This is a genomic window from Acinetobacter legionensis (genome assembly GCF_048552295.1).
Taxonomy (GTDB): Bacteria; Pseudomonadota; Gammaproteobacteria; order Pseudomonadales; family Moraxellaceae; genus Acinetobacter.
The window spans coordinates 35,348-53,396 of the sequence record NZ_JBIMCW010000003.1; the positions used below are offsets into that span (position 1 = coordinate 35,348).

The window sequence follows — 18,049 nt, forward strand, 5'->3', positions numbered from 1 at the left end:
GGATAATACTCGACTTATGAAAAATAAAGCTGCTCAATCTCAAGCTTGGAAAACGGTTCAAATTGCACGTCACCCTGAGCGTCCGCAATTTTTGGATTACGTAGGCGAAATCTTTACTGAATTTGATACCTTGCATGGTGATCGTCTATATGGTGATGATGGTGCAATGGTGGGTGGTTTGGCCCGTTTTAACGGTCTACCAGTGATGGTTGTGGGTCAACACCGTGGTCGTAGTACGCGTGAAAAATTACAGCATAACTTTGGGATGTGTAATCCTGAAGGGTACAGAAAGTCTCAACGCTTACTTGATATGGCGGAACGCTTTAACCTTCCTGTATTTACTTTTATCGATACGATGGGGGCATACCCTGGTATTGGTGCTGAAGAGCGTGGTCAAGCGGAAGCAATTGCAACAAGTTTGGCGCAACTTTCAAGCCTTAAAGTGCCAGTGATTGCGACAGTTTTGGGTGAAGGCGGTTCTGGTGGTGCTTTGGGGATTGGTGTTGCTGATCGCGTCATTATGCTTTCGCACAGTATCTATTCTGTGATTTCTCCTGAGGGTTGTGCATCGATTCTATGGAAAACTGCGGATAAAGCTGAACAAGCCAGTGAAGCACTTGCATTAACTGCCAATAAACTGAAAGAAATTGGCATTGTTGAATATGTGGTTGATGAGGGTGATGGCGCTCATTTGCATCCTTTTGAGGTTATGGAAAAACTTAAGGATGTGTTAAAACAAGCGCTTGATGAATTACAGCCAATGACTGCGGAAGAACGATGCGAAGCACGTTATCAACGTTTAATGAAGTTTGGCAGCAACAATTTAGGTCTTGCTTCTTAAAACAGTATTCTCAATTTCCTGAAGATACCCGTTTCTTAATCGGATGTAGCGGCGGTATGGATTCCATGCTATTGCTACATCTGCTGGCACAGCTTTTTCCTGAGCGAATTCGTGCAATTTATGTCAACCATCAACTGCAAAAAGTCAGTGATGAGTGGGCTGATTTTGTTGCTCAACAATGTACAACGCTTAATATTCCTTATATTCTTCAGCCAGTTCAAGTCGCTCAAGGCAATCTTGAGAATCAAGCACGTGAAGTGCGTTATCAGGCTTATTTTCAGCATATAGATAAAAATGAGGTATTGGTTCTTGCTCACCATCAGCAAGATCAGGCCGAAACGTTAATGTTACGCTTGTTGTCAGGTGCGGGGGTTACAGGTCTATCAGCAATGCAATCCATCGATCAGCGCGATCAATTGCTGATCTGGCGGCCTTTACTTGATACTTCCCGTGAGCAGATTTGCCAATGGGTTGAGCAACTGAAAATCGATTATGTGGATGATCCTTCTAATTTAGATATACATTATGACCGTGCATGGTGTAGACATGAACTTTGGCATATTTTGCAAAGTCGTTATCCTAAAATGCAGCAAGCATTGGCACGTACTAGCTTTTTAATGCAAGATGCTGATGAAATTCTCAATGAGGTAGTACAGCAGGATTTAAAGTTCTGTGGTCATCCTACACAATTGGATTTAGCCAAATTGGCATCACTTTCCCCTGCTAGACAGCGGCAACTTCTCTCAATGTGGATGAAAGGTGAAGGGACATATCGCCCAGCTTTGGACATGGTGCAAAGGCTACAAGATGAGGTAATTGAATCTAAGACAGATGCGCAAGCCGCTTTACATTGGAATCATTTTTATTATTTACGCTATCAAAATCAGCTTTACCGAATTGAGCAAAACCAATATTTAGCGTCAAAATCTAAACAATTGCCTCAAGAACAGGAAGTTCAATTTCAGCTTCATCAACAACTACAATTCACATCTGGTGTGTTTCAGATCGAAAGCTCTAAAATGGGCCTGGCTTTTGCACTGTTCAATCATAAGCTAACATTAAAGCCGCGTTTAGGTGGTGAAAAAATTCATCTTTATGGCAGAGTAGGTGCTTGGCCTTTGAAAAAAGCTATTCAAGAAGCACATATTTTTCCGTGGATGCGTCATACAATTCAAATATTAAGTGTAGATAATGTTATGCTTGGTGTGTTTACACCAAATGGTTTTTGGTTGGCGCAATCTGAATATTGTGAAGTGGGTGGATGGCAACCAAATTTAATCTCTGAGTTAAAAAACTAAGGTCGAGCGTGATTCATGAGTGCAGCGTTAAATTGTAATATTACTTTTATTGGTGGTGGGAATATGGCACAAGCCCTAATCGGTGGCTTGTTGAGTCGTGGATTACCTGCAACACGTATTACAGTTTCTGACCCCTTTGAAAATATTCGACAATTGCTACAAGAAAAAGATGTGCATGTGACTGATGATAATATCGCAGCAATTAAAAACGCCGATATCGTTGTTTTTGCTGTAAAACCTCAAGTTTTGGGTGGAGTGCTTAAACCATTAAAAGGTTTACTCGAAGATAAATTATTGATCTCAATTGTTGCAGGTGCTGAAATTCAAACAATTTCAGACTTAACGGGTAGTGAGCGTATTGTTCGTGTTATGCCGAATACACCTGCTTTGGTTCAAACTGGTGCACATGGTATTTTTGCTCAAGAAGAGGTCAGTGCTAAAGACCGCGAATTGGCAACACAAGTACTTGCTTCGACAGGTTTAACGATCTGGGTGACTTCTGAAGCGCAAATTGATGCTGTGACTGCTGTTTCTGGTTCAGGTCCTGCATATTTCTTCTATATGATGGAAAGCATGATTCGCGCTGGAAAAAATATGGGTTTAGATGAAAAGGTTGCGACCGCTTTAACTTTACAGACAGCACTTGGTGCAGCACAAATGGCAATTACCAGCTCAAATGCGCCATCGGAATTGCGTAAAAATGTGACTTCTCCAAACGGTACTACACAAGCTGCTTTAGAAGTATTTGATCGTGCTCAAATTTCTCAAAATATTCAGACAGCTTTAGCTGCTGCGCAGAAGCGTAGTCAGGAACTGGCTCAAGAATTAAGTGACAGCATTAAATAATTATTGATTTTTAGGAACGTTCCAGTATGGGTGCAAATTCTGCGCAAATTTTTGGCATTATTATTAACGTAGCGATTTTGCTCGTATTCTTTCGTTTTTTAATGCAATTGGCCATGGTGAGTCCATACAATCCAGTGGTGATGTCGACAGTCAAAGCGACAAAAATTGTGGATATGTTTGGTCGAATTTTTCCGCCTTTAGCCAAAGGGCGAGTAAATACAGCTGCATTAGTTTTGCTGGTGGTGTTATATCTGCTTAAGATTTTTGGAATGATGTACTTGCAAGGTGCAATACCTAATAGTCCTGTACATTTGATCATTCTAACTTTTGTAACCATGATCCAAGACCTGATTCGTTTTTGTCGCTATTTAATTTTTGCGACCATTATTCTTAGTTGGGTGGTGATGTTTACCCAGTCGAGATCACCTTATATTGAAGTGATTCAAGAGCTTGCTGAGCCATTATTGGCGCCGTTCCGCCGTATCATGCCAAATATGGGAATGATTGATCTTTCTCCAATTCTAGCGATTTTGGCATTGATCATTGCTGAAAAAGTTATGGATTATGCTGCGATTGCGTTGTTAACAGGCCTTTAACTTACCAGTTTAAATAGCAAAAGGACTCAATAGAGTCCTTTTTTTGTGAGTATTAAAAATATAATATTGAGTATGTTTTCAACAAAAGATGATCTCTCCCTAACTTTTTCTAGAAAGTTAGGGAATAGTCTAAAGGCTTAATGTGCTTCACCCCAATTCTTGCCTTGACCGACTTCAACAACTAAAGGTACCGATAAGGTAACGACCTTTTGCATCACATCTTTAATCTGTGCAGCCAATTTATCTGCAATAGCCTCATCAACTTCAAACACCAATTCATCGTGTACTTGAAGTAAAAGTTTCGCCTGATTTTGAGGTAAGATTTTATTGACTTCAATCATCGCCATTTTAATAATTTCAGCAGCAGAGCCTTGGAGTGGGGCATTAATCGCAGCACGTTCCGCACCTTTACGCACCATCATATTTCGAGCATCAATATCTGGTGTATATAAGCGACGACCTGTAATGGTTTCTACAAAACCTTGTTCCAGTGCGACTTGGCGGGTACGTTGCATATACTCATAGATACCCGGATAACGGTGGAAGTATTGCTTAATATAGTTTTGCGATTCTTCACGAGTAAAGCCCAGTTGACGAATCAAACCAAACTCAGACATACCGTACAATAAACCAAAGTTAACAGCTTTCGCTTGGCGGCGTTGATCAGAGGTCACATTTTCTAGCGCGACACCCAAGACCTCAGATGCTGTACGACGGTGTACATCTTGCCCATTTTGAAAAGCATCAACTAAAGCATCATCTTGTGAGAAATGCGCCATTAAACGTAATTCAATTTGTGAATAATCGGCTGCCAAAAGTACACGACCTTGAGGTGCGATAAAGGCTTTACGAATCTGACGACCAATTTCCTCACGTATCGGAATGTTCTGTAGGTTTGGATCGGTTGATGACAAGCGTCCTGTTGCTGTTAATGCTTGATGGTAACTGGTATGGACGCGGTGGGTATCGGGATTGGCTTGTTTCACTAAGGCTTCGGTATAGGTACTTCTAAGCTTAGTTAAACCACGATACTCAATGATTAGTTCAGTAATTGGATGATCGATTTTTTCTAAAACTGCTTCAGAGGTACTGTATTGTCCCGTTGCGGTTTTTTTGCCACCTTTTAAGCCTAATTTTTCAAATAAAACTTCACCGACTTGTTTGGGTGAACCGACATTAAAAGATTCGCCTGCAATTTCGATAATTTGATTTTCAAGATTTTGAATGGTATTGGCAAAGTCTACACTGAGCTGATCCAAGAAGCTTAGATCAAGTTCTATCCCATTTTCTTCCATGGTTGCCAAAACACTGGCTACAGGCATTTCAATGTGATGTAAAATATTGATCAGTTCAGGAATTTCTTTCAGCTTACGTTCCAGAACTTCATATAGGCGGTATGTGACATGTGCATCTTCTGCTGCATAATGTCCAGCGGTTTCAATCTCGATTTGATTAAAGGTCTTTTGTTTTGCACCTTTACCTGCAACTTGTTCAAAAGTTGTGGTCAAATGGCTCAGATAAACGCGCGCAACATCATCCATACCATGGCGTGTTGTCACTGCATTCAATACATAAGAGGCCAGCATGGTGTCAAAATACCAACCTTGTAAATGAATACCGTGATTTTCAAAAATATGCGCATCATATTTTAAATGATGTCCAATTTTTTCAATACTTGGATCTTCAAGAATCGGTTTGATTTGCTGAATAATCGCATCGCGATTGAGTTGCTCAGGAGCACCTTCATAATCATGTGCTAAGGGGATGTAATAAGCATCATTGGCATCAAAAGCTACTGAAAAACCAACCATTTCAGCAATACGATAATCTAAGCTTGTGGTTTCAGTGTCAATTGCAAAACGTTTTTCTGTGCTTAAGCGTTGGAAGAGCTTATCCCATGCTTCTTGACTTAAAATAGTATGATAAGTGGCTTCACCAAGACGGTCATCAACACTTGAACTTGTGGCTTGATCTGTAATTTCACTTTCAACAGGTTGTTCGGTTTTACTAATACTTTGAGTTGTTTGTTTATAGGCGGGGCTATTTGGATTATTGGGATGATCAAGCGATTGTAATTGATTACGGAATTCAAGTTCAGTATACAAACTACGCAATGCTTCAACATCAGGTTCACACAGCTTTAAATCATCATAGGTCAAACTTAAATCGAGATCGATAACAATACTTGCTAATTGATGATCAAGCGTAATTCCTTCAACATTGTCTTTTAAACTTTGTCCAACTTTACCTTTGATATTATCAACATTTTCCAAAATACCAGCAATCGTACCATACTCATTTAACAGTTTAGCGGCAGTTTTTGCACCTACACCCGGTACGCCACGAATACCATCAGAGGCATCACCCATTAAGGTTAAATAATCAATAATTTGATCTGGGCGGACGCCAAATTTTTCGATTACACCATCGACATCCATCGGTTTGTCTTTAAAACTGTCTTCAAGGGTAACCTTATCAGTGACCAACTGGGCCATGTCTTTATCACCCGTAGAAATCAAAACTTGATGACCAGCTTTTTCAGCACGTTTTGCCAAGGTTCCAATAATGTCATCAGCTTCAGCACCAGGAAGCGTATGTAATGGAATACCTAAAGCACGGATCAAGGCATGCAAATAAGGAATTTGTTGTGACAATTCTTCTGGCATGCTTGGACGGTCACCTTTATATATCGGTGACAGCACATGACGAAAGGTGGGTTCAGGTGTGTCAAAAATAACCGCCATATGTGTTGGTTGCACACGACGCATCAGTTTTTGAATTGCAGAAATTGCCCCACGAATCGCATTGGTCTGTAATCCAGTTGATGTGGTTAAAGGTGGGAGTGCATGAAAAGCACGAAATAAAAAGTATGACCCATCGACCAATACAAATGGTGGCATTGATATTTTCCTAATTCAAATAACCGCTTTATTGTACGTGATTTTTTACGCTTGCGAAGATGCAACAGTCATCCTTGTGTTACTGAATATCTGATGAATTCACATAATCATCAAGCAAGGCTGTTGTATTATCGAGTTACTCAGGATCGAGAAAGATGAAATATGCTCAAAGGGCAGAGTGAAATTCGTATCATTTGGTTAATGATGTTGATCATTATTGCAGTCAGTGCATGGTTTTTGGATGCACGAATATTGACATACATCAGTGGTTTAGCATTTGTCATGAGTGTGATGCAGTATGTTGATGCGATTCAAGATCCATTGCAAGAGATTGCACAGCAGACATTATTTCCATTACAAAGCACTTCAAAAGTGCCTTTGTATATTTCTTCGATTGTTGCTGTTGTAGGGCTAACACTGCATTTGAGCTGGATGGTTGGTTTAGGTCTCACAGCTTGGATTTTCTTTTTCTTACGCTGGTTACGCCGTTTAGAGCGTTATTTAACTCAAGTACAATTACAAATTCAACATTTGAACTTTTCAGAACATACATCCCTAGATTTAAACCATCCGCTATCGATTAAACAAAGTATAGCGATGAATAAAGACTCTTCCCTGAACTTAATGGGACAAATTCGCCAATGGATTTTTCAAGGAAATCCTGTTTTAAAAGTTGCGATCTTGGTTTTGGTGATTGGCATTGTGTTATTGCTACGTTTTGCGACAGAGCATTGGCAATTAAGTTTAGCAGTCAAACTTTCAATCGTTGCTTTGTCCAGTGGAGCAATCACCACATTGGGAGTGTTGCTACAAAATAAAAATCGTAGTTTTGCCTTAGCAATAGAGGGGTTGGGGCTTGCTGGATTATTTTTAACCTTATTCTTTGCCTATTACAATCAGTTGCTTCCGAGTCTTTATCTGGCAAGTTTATGTTTTGCTGTAATTATGGCATTGACACTGAGTTTAAGCTTAAAGCAGCAAAGCGTGGAATTGGCATTGATGGCAGTCCTTATCGCATATATTGCGCCATTTACGTTGCCTGTGCGAAATGCAACGGTAGCAGAACTGATAGCTTATTATTTAGTGATTAACATTGCAATTGCTGTACTTAGTACCTTAAGACCTTGGAAATATTTAAATCAGATCGGATTTTTAGTGACAGTCATCATTGGTGGTGGTTATGCTTTCTATTATGGATATATTCAAGAAAAACAGTTACTCACAATACTCATTTTTGCACATCTCTCCGTATTCATTTGGCTTGGTTTTCGATTCAGTCAATTGATCGCCAAACAGGACCTGGAGCAATTTAAACTTAAACCCAGTTTAGATGTTGCGTTGATTTTTGGGGCACCGATAATTGGCTATTTATTTATATATTTAATGTATTTTCACCAAGAGCTTATCCTTGCTGGATTTAGCCTTGGTTTTGCTGTGGTGTTTGCAGGAATTTACCAACTTTCTAAACGTAATCAATCTATTCAACTGATTTCTCAAAGTTATTTTAGTTTGGCATTGATCTTTATTGCTTTAATTCCACCGATTCTTCTGCATGGTCAGTGGAGCGTGGTGGGTTGGGCTGTTGAAGGCTTATGTATTTTTGGCTTTGCTTTATATCGACAATCAGTGATCAGTCGTTATATGGCGATAGCCTTGTTGATTGTTGCAGGTTGTTCAAGCCTTTATTACTTATTTGAATTGCCTGATTTTCCAACCACGATGTATTGGTGCTTAAGTTTAAGCTATATCGCTGTGGTGTTATTGGCAAATAGTCGTGATGATTTTCGCAAACAGATCAGTTCAGTAACGACCTTGTTTTTAAGCCTGCTGATGATTTCTGCAACCACGATGATTCTTGCATTATTGCTTGATCACCTAGAGGGAGAAAATCGATATATATACACTGTATTGATTGTGGTTGTCGCTTATCTGTTGATGAATGAATTGATGTTATGGCTAAAGGCCAGATCAACATGGTTGATTCCAAAATGGATTGGGGTAATTCCTGTCTATGTATTTACACTCATTTTATTATTGGATATTAGTAAAGATGGCATGTTGCTATGGACTAGTGATATTGAACGATGGGGGATCGCAGTTTCAGGTTTAGTGCTAGCGGCAGTATGGTTAAGACCTGCAAAAGGGATACAGTTTGAAAGTGAATGGCTAAGTTTAGGTGTTTTAGTTAGTTTAAGTCTAAGCAGTCTTAGCTTGATTGCAACGATGCCTTATATCAGCGTAGTCATTTTACCTTTAGTGTTTTGTGGATGGTGTTTCTTTCAGAAAAAATCAGAATGGACGATGTTCTGGCAGACGCGAAGTAGTTTATTACTGATGCTGATTTGGATGATTTGTTCTCAGCTATTTTCACAGCAAGCATTTCAAGGATATTTATTACCAATCTTAAATCCATTTGATTTGGTTAGTATCGCCATGTTAATTGGTTTTTTCTGGATGCTGTATCTTCAATTTAAGCAAGGTATAAAGCAGGGAATAGACCATGGGATACTTGCTGTTCTGTGTGTTTTAAGTTTGTTGTGGCTGAGTAGCTATATCATTTTAAGAGCTTTACATGTGTATTTTGCTACACCTTATAATCAACTTAGTCTATGGCAAGATGCCACTACACAACTGAGCTTAACCTTGCTTTGGGTGAGCTTAGCTTTTATCGCAATGAGCTTTGCCAGTCGTAAGTTTTTACGTCCTTTATGGATTTTAGGGGGGAGTATTTTGGTGATTGTCACCTTAAAATTGGTGCTTTTTGATTTATCACATATTGGAACATTAACTCGAGTGGTTTCTTTCTTGGGGGCGGGTTTTGTGATGCTGATTCTTGCTTATATTGCCCCGATTCCTGATCAGAAAAATTTAAATCATTAATTATGGATTGGGTGATAATTTAGGTTGTTCAGTTGAAAGCAAAATAAAAGAGGCATTTACTATATAGTAAATGCCTCTTTTTAAGTTTAAGTATTGAGATACTTAAAGAATTTCAATTGCTAGAGCAGTCGCTTCACCACCACCAATACAAAGGGCCGCAATCCCTTTTTTACCGCCAGTACGTTTTAAAGCATGAATTAAGGTCAAAATAATGCGCGAACCTGTAGAACCAACAGGATGACCTAGGGCACATGCACCACCGTGAATGTTGACTTTTTCAGCGTCCAGTTTAAATTCATCGATTGGGCACATAGTGACCATCGCAAATGCTTCATTGATTTCCCATAAATCAACATCTTGAACATCCCAACCGGTTTTATTCAGGACCTTTTGGATTGCACCTACAGGAGCAATGGTAAACTCAGATGGATGCTGTGAGTTTGAAGTATATGCAACAATTTTTGCTAATGGTTGGAGCCCTTTTGCAGCAGCATGATCCGCAGAAGTTAATACAAGTGCAGATGCGCCATCTGAAATTGAGCTGGCATTCGCAGCCGTGATAGTTCCATCTTTGGCAAATGCAGGACGTAAGGTAGGAATTTTTTCGATATTGGCATTAAATGGTTGTTCATCTTGATCAATAACAACATCGCCTTTACGGCTTGAAACCGTCACAGAAACGATTTCATCTTTAAACCAACCTTCAGTAATAGCTTTTTGTGCACGCTGTAAAGAACGAATCGCAAAATCATCCATTTGTTGACGTGTATAGCCTTTTGTATTTGCCATATCTTGTGCAAATGAACCCATTAGTCGACCCGTTTCAGCATCTTCTAAACCATCAAAGAACATATGGTCTTTTACTTCACCATGTCCCATGCGATATCCGCTGCGGGCTTTAGGAAGAAGATACGGTGCATTGGTCATAGATTCCATTCCGCCAGCAACAATGACGTCTGCCGAACCTGCTTTGATCGAATCCGCAGCTTGCATGACTGCTTTCATCCCTGAACCACACAGTTTGTTAATGGTTACAGCACCCGTTGTATCAGGTAAGCCAGCTTTGCGCATCGCTTGACGTGCAGGACCTTGTTTTAAACCAGCAGGTAATACACACCCCATAATGACTTCTTGTACATCGTTTGGTTGTAATCCAGCACGGGCAATGGCTTCTTTAATTGTCGCAGCACCTAAGTCAGGTGCAGTCAAACTGGTCAGACTTCCTTGAAAACCACCCATAGCTGTACGGGCACCATTAACAATTACGATGTCAGTCATTGTTCTATCTCCAAATGATTATTCTGTGAATATATCCAAAACCTAAGCAGTATATAAAAAATAGTGTAAGAATAAAGTCTAGGTATTGAATATATGCTGACCGTAGAGAACAGTTTTTAACATTCGGGTCGTGGTCCTAAATTTATAGCTCCCATTCGTCCGATTTTGTATCGTTTATTATTTTCGACATCATATTGACTGCAATAATAGAAACTTCCAGGTGAACCTCTGGGTAGGCCAGTATCACCTTGTAAAGTTAACGCATCTCTACTGCTTGCACTTCCAATCCAGCTCAGTGTGCCATATTTAATTTTATTTTCAGTTTTTAGGAGTATGTGGTCTCCAGCATCAATCTGTTTATTTTTATTTTTATCTGTAAAAATAAGTAATCCTTTATTCCATTTGTCTTTTTCACATTGAATTAAATCTTCAGATGAACAAATGACCACAGTTGTATGTCGGACCAAAGCTTGACTTCTTGCATAAGAAACATGTTGCTGTATTTGTGCTGAAACAGCCCTAATCTCTTGTTTCTGCATCCAATTATGATAATGCGGTAAGCAGATTAAGCTGATAATTGCAATAATACAGATTATGGTAATTAGTTCGAATAAGGTAAGACCTTGCTCTTTACAATAAAAATACATCATTAGGTCTTCTGTTAAGTCTTGTTTTTTATTTGAAAAATAATGATTTTTCTATTAAATTTAATTGAAATGTTAACGTAGTAAAATATTTATTACTATCGGTTTCTTTTACTGCTAAAATGCATGTAGCAAAAAGATAAGCGATCCACGCAAAAAAATTGAGTAAAATGTTACCGAATTACAACGGAAATTGTAAGTAATTTTGTCAATAATTTACTTGATTAAAATTATCAAGCACTTGGAAAAAGCCTCAAGTGTTTGTATGATTCAACGTGAGTAGCTTAAAAATAATACTGGGGTATTAAAATTTATCTCAGGATAGCCAATAAATTTTAGGCTAAGCTTGAACAACAATTGTTATCTCTGGAGGATATCCATGAAATTGAGTCGTATCGCACTTGCTATGCTTGTTGCTGCTCCATTCGCTGCTGCTAATGCTGGTGTAACTGTTACACCTTTACTACTTGGTTACACTTTCCAAGACTCTCAACACAACAATGGTGGTGATAAAGGCGAGTTAACTAACGGCCCTGAATTACAAGACGATTTATTCGTTGGTGCTGCACTTGGTGTAGAACTTACTCCATGGTTAGGTTTTGAAGCTGAATATAACCAAGTTAAAGGTGACCTTGACGGTACTGACGTAGCTGGTTCTGAATACAAGCAAACTCAAATCAACGGTAACTTTTATGCTACTTCTGATTTGATCACTAAAAACTATGACAGCAAAATCAAACCGTATGTATTGTTAGGTGCTGGTCATTACAAGTATAAACTTGATGACATGTCTTACCATAACAACGAAGAAGGTACTTTAGGTAATGCTGGTGTTGGTGCTTTCTGGCGCTTAAACGATGCTTTATCTCTTCGTACTGAAGCTCGTGGTACTTATAACTTTGACGAAAAATTCTGGAACTATACTGCTCTTGCAGGTCTTAACGTAGTTCTTGGTGGTCACTTGAAGCCTGCTGCTCCTGTAGTAGAAGTTGCTCCAGTGGTTCCAGTTGCTCCAACTCCAGTTGAACCAGCTCCACAAGTTCTTACTGAAGATTTGAACATGGAACTTCGTGTGTTCTTTGATACAAACAAATCAAACATCAAAGATCAATACAAGCCAGAAGTTGCTAAAGTTGCTGATGCGTTAACTACATTCCCGAATGCGACTGCTCGTATTGAAGGTCATACAGATAACACTGGTCCACGTAAGTTAAACGAACGTTTATCTTTAGCTCGTGCTAACTCTGTTAAATCAGCGCTTGTAAGCGAGTACAACATTGATGCATCTCGTTTGTCTACTCAAGGTTTCGCTTGGGATCAACCGATTGCTGACAACAAAACTAAAGAAGGTCGTGCTATGAACCGTCGTGTATTCGCGACAATCACTGGTAGCCGTACTGTAACTAAATAATCCTTTATTTAGTGAATAAAAAAGCGACTCAATTGAGTCGCTTTTTTATTTAAAGTCCTTATAATTATAGAATATTTAAATAAAACTGAATCAGAAATTAATAATTACAGGTTAACGATGAAATATATCATTTTAGGACTGGTACTCATGGCATTAAATGCCTGTACGTCGACATCAATAAATCCAAATCGTGTCTCAATCCAAAAACAATATCCAAATGAAGTGAAGTCATTGAAAAATGGGCTGTCTATATATTTTCAACCGAAATCGATAGATATTGAAGCTGAGTATAAACCCGCTTTGTCTGTTGCTTCAAAATTATTGAAAGACAATAAAAATTTTGTTCTCTACATTGAAGGTCATACAGACAGTACAGGCTCTTTGGCTACAAATAATAAAGTATCGTTAACACGCGCAAATATTGTGAAAGATTTTCTATTAAATGAATATCAAGTGAATCCAGAGCAATTGATTACACTTGGTTTAGGACCAATAAAGCCAATTGCTGATAATAAAACGGCAGAAGGTCGAGTAAAAAATAGACGGGTAACAGTGACTTTAAAAATTAAGTAATTTTGATAAAGCATCATAATTCAATCTTATAACGTTATAATTGTTGATTGTGATTTCTACAAGTTTGAAAATTGAATGAGTGTACAACTGCCTAAAGCCTTATTAGACCTAGAATCAAATTGCGGTATTTTTGCTGTTTGGATGTTATTGCAAAATTACTCAATTCAGTTAGATACTCAACAGCTGGTTAAACTTTGTCATCACGATGCAGAAGATGGTACTTTTACGATTGGCTTAGCTGTTGGGTTGAAAAAATTAGGTTTTGATCTCGCTTTTTATACAGATGAAGACTCAAATATTCATGAAAAAGAAATAGTCCGTTATCAAGACGCGAAAAGGTTAGAGTTGCAGATCAGTCCAGCGCTAAGCTATGAAGAAATTCAAGACTATACTGAACAAGGGTGCAATATCATTGTTTTTTATGACACTTTAGAAGGCATTGGAAATCATTCGTTGGTTTATTCGATAAATGATCAGGAAATTTGTTTCTATGATAATTTTGAAGCCATGCCGAAAGCGGTCTTTGAGCAACAACGGCTAGCTGAGGGAATCTGTCAGCAAGTGATTGTGATTTATCCCGATATTCCACCTGTACGTTATTGTTAATCCAATTAAAAATGTGAATCTCAGTAAATCGAAATTTACTGAGATTTGTGATAAAAATTGAGGGCTATTTCGGCTTTAGCCTTTAATACACAATACTTGTTTTAGTGTATGGACCACATCAATCAAATCATTTTGATTGGCCATAACTTGATGAATATCCTTGTAGGCACTTGGAATCTCATCAACCACACCTTTATCTTTACGGCACTCAATGCCTGCTGTTTGTGCAATTAAATCTTGCTGATTAAACAAATGCTTGGCTTTAGAGCGACTCATTTTACGTCCTGCGCCATGTGAGCATGAACAAAACGAATCTGGATTACCTTTGCCTTTAACAATAAAAGATTGCGCGCCCATTGAACCGGGGATAATCCCATATTCATCGAGCCCTGCACGAATTGCACCTTTACGTGTAACAAAGACATCTTCACCAAAGTGAAGTTCTTTCTGTACATAATTATGATGACAATTAATCGCTTCTTTGGTCATTTGAAAACTTGGTAATAAAGGGCGGATCGCTTCTAAAATTAAACGCATCATCTCACGTCGGTTTTCAAAAGCATATTCTTGTGCCCATTCTACAGCTTCCACATAATCATCGAAATTCGTTGATCCTTCTGCAAAGTAGCTCAAGTCTTTATCAGGCACGTGACCAAAACGATGCTGCGCTTCTTTCTTGGCACGTTCGATAAAGTAAGTACCAATCACATTCCCTAAGCCACGACTACCTGAATGTAGCATGATCCAGATATCTTCATTTTCATCAAAACACAATTCAATAAAGTGATTACCACCACCTAGGGTACCGAGTTGCTTTTGCCATGTAACATCAAAACTGCGCAACATACGTTTTAAAGCAGGGTGTTTATCTGTAATTCGCTGGAGCTTTTTATCTAAGGGTGAAAGTGTAGAAGCCTTGGCTTTGATTTGTTTGTGCATTTCAAAGCCGACAGGTACTTTTCTTTCAATAGCATTGCGTAAAGTACTTAAATTATCGGGCAGCTGGGATGCTTTTAGACTAAGTCTTAATGCATTCATACCGCAACCGATATCCACGCCAACCGCAGCAGGAATGATGGCATTCTTGGTTGGAATAACACTTCCCACTGTTGCACCTTTACCTAAATGTACATCTGGCATGACTGCGATATGCGAATGAATAAATTGTAATTGTGCCATTTTTCGCAGTTGCGTTAAGCTTTCTTCATCCACATCTTTTGTATAAATTTTTACAGGAACGCCATATTCTGCTTTGGCGTTTAAAATCATTTGTATGCTCATTTTTTTTCTCGAAGCAAATTTTTTATTGTCCGAAGGTGGTTAAAATTCTATTGTCAAAGCAATGATCTATTCAGATTTTAAAGACAATAAAAAAACCTAGCGAATGCTAGGTTTGACTGACATTCGGACACTTTGATTAATTCAGTGCCCGTGAGTAGACGACTGCTTAATCTTACTTTAAAGTTTTCTCAAATTGATGCATGTCGTACTCCTATATTTTTTGATTTAAAATCAAGGGTGAAAATTCTGATTGAACACTATCCAATGGGCATCATTCTATAAATAAAAAAAACTTTGTCAATAAAACATAGTAAATTAATTTTTAGTTCAGGTGGAATTACTTATGTAAAAATAATAAAGCAGCTAGAAAGCTGCTTTATTCATATCAAATGATTTACTCTTTTTCGACTTGAATCGGTTGTACATCCATTTGATCATAAGCAATCAATTTGGATTTGTGTTTCCATTTATAACCAAGCCAAATAACAAGGAACAAGGGAATACTAATATAAGTAGACAATACACTCATCCATTTTCCATCAAGTACAGCTTCTGCATTTTGACCAAGAATAATAATGGCGCAAAGAACAAATGCAAACCACGGACCAAAAGGAAAGAATTTTGCACGATAAGCTAAATCTTCAAGTTTATAACCTTGTGCTAAATAGCCTTTACGGAAGCGATAATGTGAGATTGCGATACCTAACCAGACAATAAATCCGCACATACCTGACATGTTTAACAACCATGTAAACACGACACTTTCACCAATAAAGGTGGTTAAGAAGCACAGTGCTGCAATTGCAGTGGTTGCATACAGTGCATTCATGGGTACACCGCGAAGATCGAGTTTAGAGAAAACTCGTGGTGCTTTACCTTCACGTGCCATATCGAACAACATACGTGTTGATGAATACATACCTGAGTTACCAGCAGACATAATTGCAGTCAAAATCACGGCATTCATTAAGCCCGCTGCAAATGCTAAACCTGCTTTTTCATATAACAGGGTAAATGGTGACAGGGTAATGTTTCCATCACCTTCCGCAGCAAGTGCAAGGTTTGGATCTGTATAGGCAACCAATGTACCAATAATAAAGATACACAATATATAAAATAAAAGAATACGCCAAAAGATTTGTTTAATGGCGATAGGGATGGTTTTTTTCGGATCTTTAGATTCACCCGCTGCAACGCCTACCATCTCTGTTCCTTGGAAAGAGAATCCAGCGATCATTGCCACACCGACTAAGGCTTGAAAACCACCGACAAATGGCGCTTCACCAACAGTCCAATTTTTGCTAATTGAATCTGTTGGATCTAACATGATTTTACCAATCATGAATAAGCCAATGACAATAAAGAAGATGATGGCAATCACTTTAACCAGTGAAAATAAAAATTCACTTTCACCAAAACCTTTTACAGTTAATGCATTGATAAAGAAGATAATCGCAAGGAATAGCGCACTCCACCAAAATCCAGGGATATCGGGAAACCAAAATTTCATGATGAATTGAACGGCAACCAATTCAAATGCAACAGTAATGGCCCAGTTATACCAGTAGTTCCAGCCCAGTGCGAAACCAAAACCTTCTTCTACATATTTATTACCATAGGTAAAGAATGCACCTGATGTTGGATTATGGGTTGCAAGTTCACCTAAACTGGTCATCAAGAAATAAATCATGATACCAATCAGAACATAAGCAAGTAATGCACCACCAGGACCAGCTGTGGCAATCGTTTGACCAGAAGCAAGGAATAACCCTGTACCAATAGAACCGCCAATGGCGATCATGTTTAAATGTCGTGCTCCTAGCTTCCGCTGGAGTTGTTGGGGATGATCTGTTTCGCTCATCGTTATTCCTTACTACTTTTTTGAGTGTTGGCGAACAGCACTTTAAAGCCTTGTTGATCTGCTTTAGTCGTACATTGACTAAAACTCTGCTCAATGAGTAATGGGTAATTTAGGAAGCGGTTTGCCACAATCCATAATTCACCACCTGATTTTAAATGTCGTCTAGCAGTTTTACATAACGTTTCACTGGCATTGTAATCTGTTTGAATACCTTGGTGAAATGGAGGATTACTCACAATCGCATGTAAGAACAATGGTGCATCCTCAATCCCTGTGACTGCTTTTATTTCAAGTTGTTCTAAAGGTAAATTATTTTTTTCAAAGGTCATTCGTGTTGATGCTAAAGCAAAAGCATCAACATCTAAAGCAAAAATGCGATTTTTCGGATTAAGTTTACTGAGATAAGCACTGATGACGCCAGCACCACAGCCAAAGTCTGCAATTTTTCCAGAAGTGACCTGCTTGAGATAAGGTAAAAGAACCCCAGTTCCAATATCGAGACGATTTTGGCTAAACACACCCGGAAGTGCACAAATGCTAAGTTCTCCAGCAGGTGTTGGAACATTATAGACATGCGCCCATTCTGCTAATGGTTTTGCAGTTACAGTTTTATCTGTAGTGAGTTGCCACATTTGACAATGACGTGCACTATCAAGCTTGATGGCTTGACCATAAGGTTGGAGTTGCTTTGCTGCGCGTTCTACACCACCTTTTTTCTCTCCAACTAAGAAAATCGAAGCACCAACGGCTAAACGACTGACTAAATTGTGCAATATATAGTTGAGTAGTTCTTTTGACTTTGGAACAAAAACAACAGCTTGATCAAATTCAGCTTCTGGCAGGTCAGTACCAAAATGTACCTTTGCCTGCTGATTCTGAAAATATTGAAACTCATTGTAATTCCAAGTCCAAATGCTTGCTTCGATGTTATGAGCTAAATTTGAAAGTAGATCATCCTTTGCTGCATTTACAAATAGCACGCGTCCAGAAAGGTAGTCATGCTGTCGAATGACAACTTCGCTTTTTGGCTCCAT

Annotated in this window: 14 protein-coding genes; 8 read left to right on the forward strand and 6 right to left on the reverse strand. The window is 38.7% G+C overall.

Translation table 11 applies throughout. The features are described 5' to 3' along the window. The first annotated feature begins 16 nt into the window (after positions 1–16). The 4 genes from ACG916_RS03300 to ACG916_RS03315 are packed head-to-tail and all read left to right on the forward strand — an operon-like array spanning position 17 to position 3,581. Positions 17–841: an acetyl-CoA carboxylase carboxyltransferase subunit alpha gene (locus tag ACG916_RS03300; RefSeq protein ID WP_336953365.1), complete on the forward strand. Its 825-nt coding sequence runs from the start codon at positions 17–19 to the stop codon at positions 839–841. Continuing rightward, positions 778–2,139: a tRNA lysidine(34) synthetase TilS gene (tilS, locus tag ACG916_RS03305; protein ID WP_419328067.1), complete on the forward strand. Its 1,362-nt coding sequence runs from the start codon at positions 778–780 to the stop codon at positions 2,137–2,139. The genes ACG916_RS03300 and tilS overlap by 64 nt, the downstream gene beginning before the upstream one ends. 15 nt (positions 2,140–2,154) lie before the next feature. After that, the gene (gene proC, locus ACG916_RS03310; protein WP_419328066.1) at positions 2,155–2,985 is read left to right on the forward strand and encodes a pyrroline-5-carboxylate reductase; all 831 of its coding nucleotides are present in this window, start codon (positions 2,155–2,157) and stop codon (positions 2,983–2,985) included. Positions 2,986–3,011: 26 nt separating this feature from the next. After that, positions 3,012–3,581 carry a YggT family protein gene (locus tag ACG916_RS03315; protein ID WP_004723028.1) on the forward strand — a complete coding sequence of 190 codons (570 nt, stop codon included), beginning with the start codon at positions 3,012–3,014 and terminating at the stop codon, positions 3,579–3,581. A gap of 137 nt (positions 3,582–3,718) precedes the next feature. Here the strand turns inward: ACG916_RS03315 and polA are convergent, their stop codons facing one another. After that, positions 3,719–6,481 (reverse strand): DNA polymerase I, encoded by a 2,763-nt coding sequence (gene polA / locus ACG916_RS03320; RefSeq protein WP_336953362.1) that lies wholly within the window; start codon positions 6,479–6,481, stop codon positions 3,719–3,721. Between the two features lie 162 nt (positions 6,482–6,643). On the opposite strand from polA, the gene ACG916_RS03325 reads away from it, so the two are divergent. Continuing rightward, positions 6,644–9,361 (forward strand): DUF2339 domain-containing protein, encoded by a 2,718-nt coding sequence (locus ACG916_RS03325; RefSeq protein ID WP_419328065.1) that lies wholly within the window; start codon positions 6,644–6,646, stop codon positions 9,359–9,361. Positions 9,362–9,463: 102 nt separating this feature from the next. Here ACG916_RS03325 and ACG916_RS03330 read toward each other — a convergent pair whose 3' ends face one another. Further along, the gene (locus ACG916_RS03330; protein ID WP_419328064.1) at positions 9,464–10,639 is read right to left on the reverse strand and encodes a thiolase family protein; all 1,176 of its coding nucleotides are present in this window, start codon (positions 10,637–10,639) and stop codon (positions 9,464–9,466) included. A gap of 116 nt (positions 10,640–10,755) precedes the next feature. Further along, positions 10,756–11,178 (reverse strand): GspH/FimT family protein, encoded by a 423-nt coding sequence (locus ACG916_RS03335; RefSeq protein WP_419328063.1) that lies wholly within the window; start codon positions 11,176–11,178, stop codon positions 10,756–10,758. A 484-nt stretch (positions 11,179–11,662) separates the two neighbouring features. Between ACG916_RS03335 and omp38 the strand changes: the two genes are divergently transcribed. From omp38 to ACG916_RS03350, 3 genes are all read left to right on the forward strand, one after another. Beyond that, the gene (gene omp38 / locus ACG916_RS03340) at positions 11,663–12,694 is read left to right on the forward strand and encodes an outer membrane protein Omp38 (RefSeq protein WP_419279811.1); all 1,032 of its coding nucleotides are present in this window, start codon (positions 11,663–11,665) and stop codon (positions 12,692–12,694) included. 117 nt (positions 12,695–12,811) lie between these two features. Continuing rightward, positions 12,812–13,267: an OmpA family protein gene (locus tag ACG916_RS03345; protein WP_336953358.1), complete on the forward strand. Its 456-nt coding sequence runs from the start codon at positions 12,812–12,814 to the stop codon at positions 13,265–13,267. Between the two features lie 75 nt (positions 13,268–13,342). Further along, positions 13,343–13,873 (forward strand): cysteine peptidase family C39 domain-containing protein, encoded by a 531-nt coding sequence (locus ACG916_RS03350; protein ID WP_336953357.1) that lies wholly within the window; start codon positions 13,343–13,345, stop codon positions 13,871–13,873. 75 nt (positions 13,874–13,948) lie between these two features. On the opposite strand, the gene ACG916_RS03355 is transcribed toward ACG916_RS03350, so the two are convergent. The 3 genes from ACG916_RS03355 to ACG916_RS03365 all read right to left on the reverse strand — a co-directional run bounded on the left by ACG916_RS03355 (position 13,949) and on the right by ACG916_RS03365 (position 18,049). Continuing rightward, positions 13,949–15,154, reverse strand: a complete 1,206-nt coding sequence (locus ACG916_RS03355; RefSeq protein ID WP_336953356.1) for an RtcB family protein — start codon at positions 15,152–15,154, stop codon at positions 13,949–13,951. A gap of 394 nt (positions 15,155–15,548) precedes the next feature. Further along, positions 15,549–17,015 (reverse strand): amino acid permease, encoded by a 1,467-nt coding sequence (locus ACG916_RS03360; protein ID WP_419328062.1) that lies wholly within the window; start codon positions 17,013–17,015, stop codon positions 15,549–15,551. 2 nt (positions 17,016–17,017) lie between these two features. Then, positions 17,018–18,049: a methyltransferase gene (locus ACG916_RS03365; RefSeq protein WP_336953354.1), complete on the reverse strand. Its 1,032-nt coding sequence runs from the start codon at positions 18,047–18,049 to the stop codon at positions 17,018–17,020.

What these genes read in the sequence shown, in the direction of transcription:
- ACG916_RS03300 (WP_336953365.1), top strand. Translation starts at nt 17, where the DNA reads ATGAAAAATAAAGCTGCTCAATCTCAAGCTTGGAAAACGGTTCAAATT.
- tilS (WP_419328067.1), top strand. Translation starts at nt 778, where the DNA reads ATGCGAAGCACGTTATCAACGTTTAATGAAGTTTGGCAGCAACAATTT.
- proC (WP_419328066.1), top strand. Translation starts at nt 2,155, where the DNA reads ATGAGTGCAGCGTTAAATTGTAATATTACTTTTATTGGTGGTGGGAAT.
- ACG916_RS03315 (WP_004723028.1), top strand. Translation starts at nt 3,012, where the DNA reads ATGGGTGCAAATTCTGCGCAAATTTTTGGCATTATTATTAACGTAGCG.
- polA (WP_336953362.1), bottom strand. Translation starts at nt 6,481, where the DNA reads ATGCCACCATTTGTATTGGTCGATGGGTCATACTTTTTATTTCGTGCT.
- ACG916_RS03325 (WP_419328065.1), top strand. Translation starts at nt 6,644, where the DNA reads ATGCTCAAAGGGCAGAGTGAAATTCGTATCATTTGGTTAATGATGTTG.
- ACG916_RS03330 (WP_419328064.1), bottom strand. Translation starts at nt 10,639, where the DNA reads ATGACTGACATCGTAATTGTTAATGGTGCCCGTACAGCTATGGGTGGT.
- ACG916_RS03335 (WP_419328063.1), bottom strand. Translation starts at nt 11,178, where the DNA reads ATGCAGAAACAAGAGATTAGGGCTGTTTCAGCACAAATACAGCAACAT.
- omp38 (WP_419279811.1), top strand. Translation starts at nt 11,663, where the DNA reads ATGAAATTGAGTCGTATCGCACTTGCTATGCTTGTTGCTGCTCCATTC.
- ACG916_RS03345 (WP_336953358.1), top strand. Translation starts at nt 12,812, where the DNA reads ATGAAATATATCATTTTAGGACTGGTACTCATGGCATTAAATGCCTGT.
- ACG916_RS03350 (WP_336953357.1), top strand. Translation starts at nt 13,343, where the DNA reads ATGAGTGTACAACTGCCTAAAGCCTTATTAGACCTAGAATCAAATTGC.
- ACG916_RS03355 (WP_336953356.1), bottom strand. Translation starts at nt 15,154, where the DNA reads ATGAGCATACAAATGATTTTAAACGCCAAAGCAGAATATGGCGTTCCT.
- ACG916_RS03360 (WP_419328062.1), bottom strand. Translation starts at nt 17,015, where the DNA reads ATGAGCGAAACAGATCATCCCCAACAACTCCAGCGGAAGCTAGGAGCA.
- ACG916_RS03365 (WP_336953354.1), bottom strand. Translation starts at nt 18,049, where the DNA reads ATGGAGCCAAAAAGCGAAGTTGTCATTCGACAGCATGACTACCTTTCT.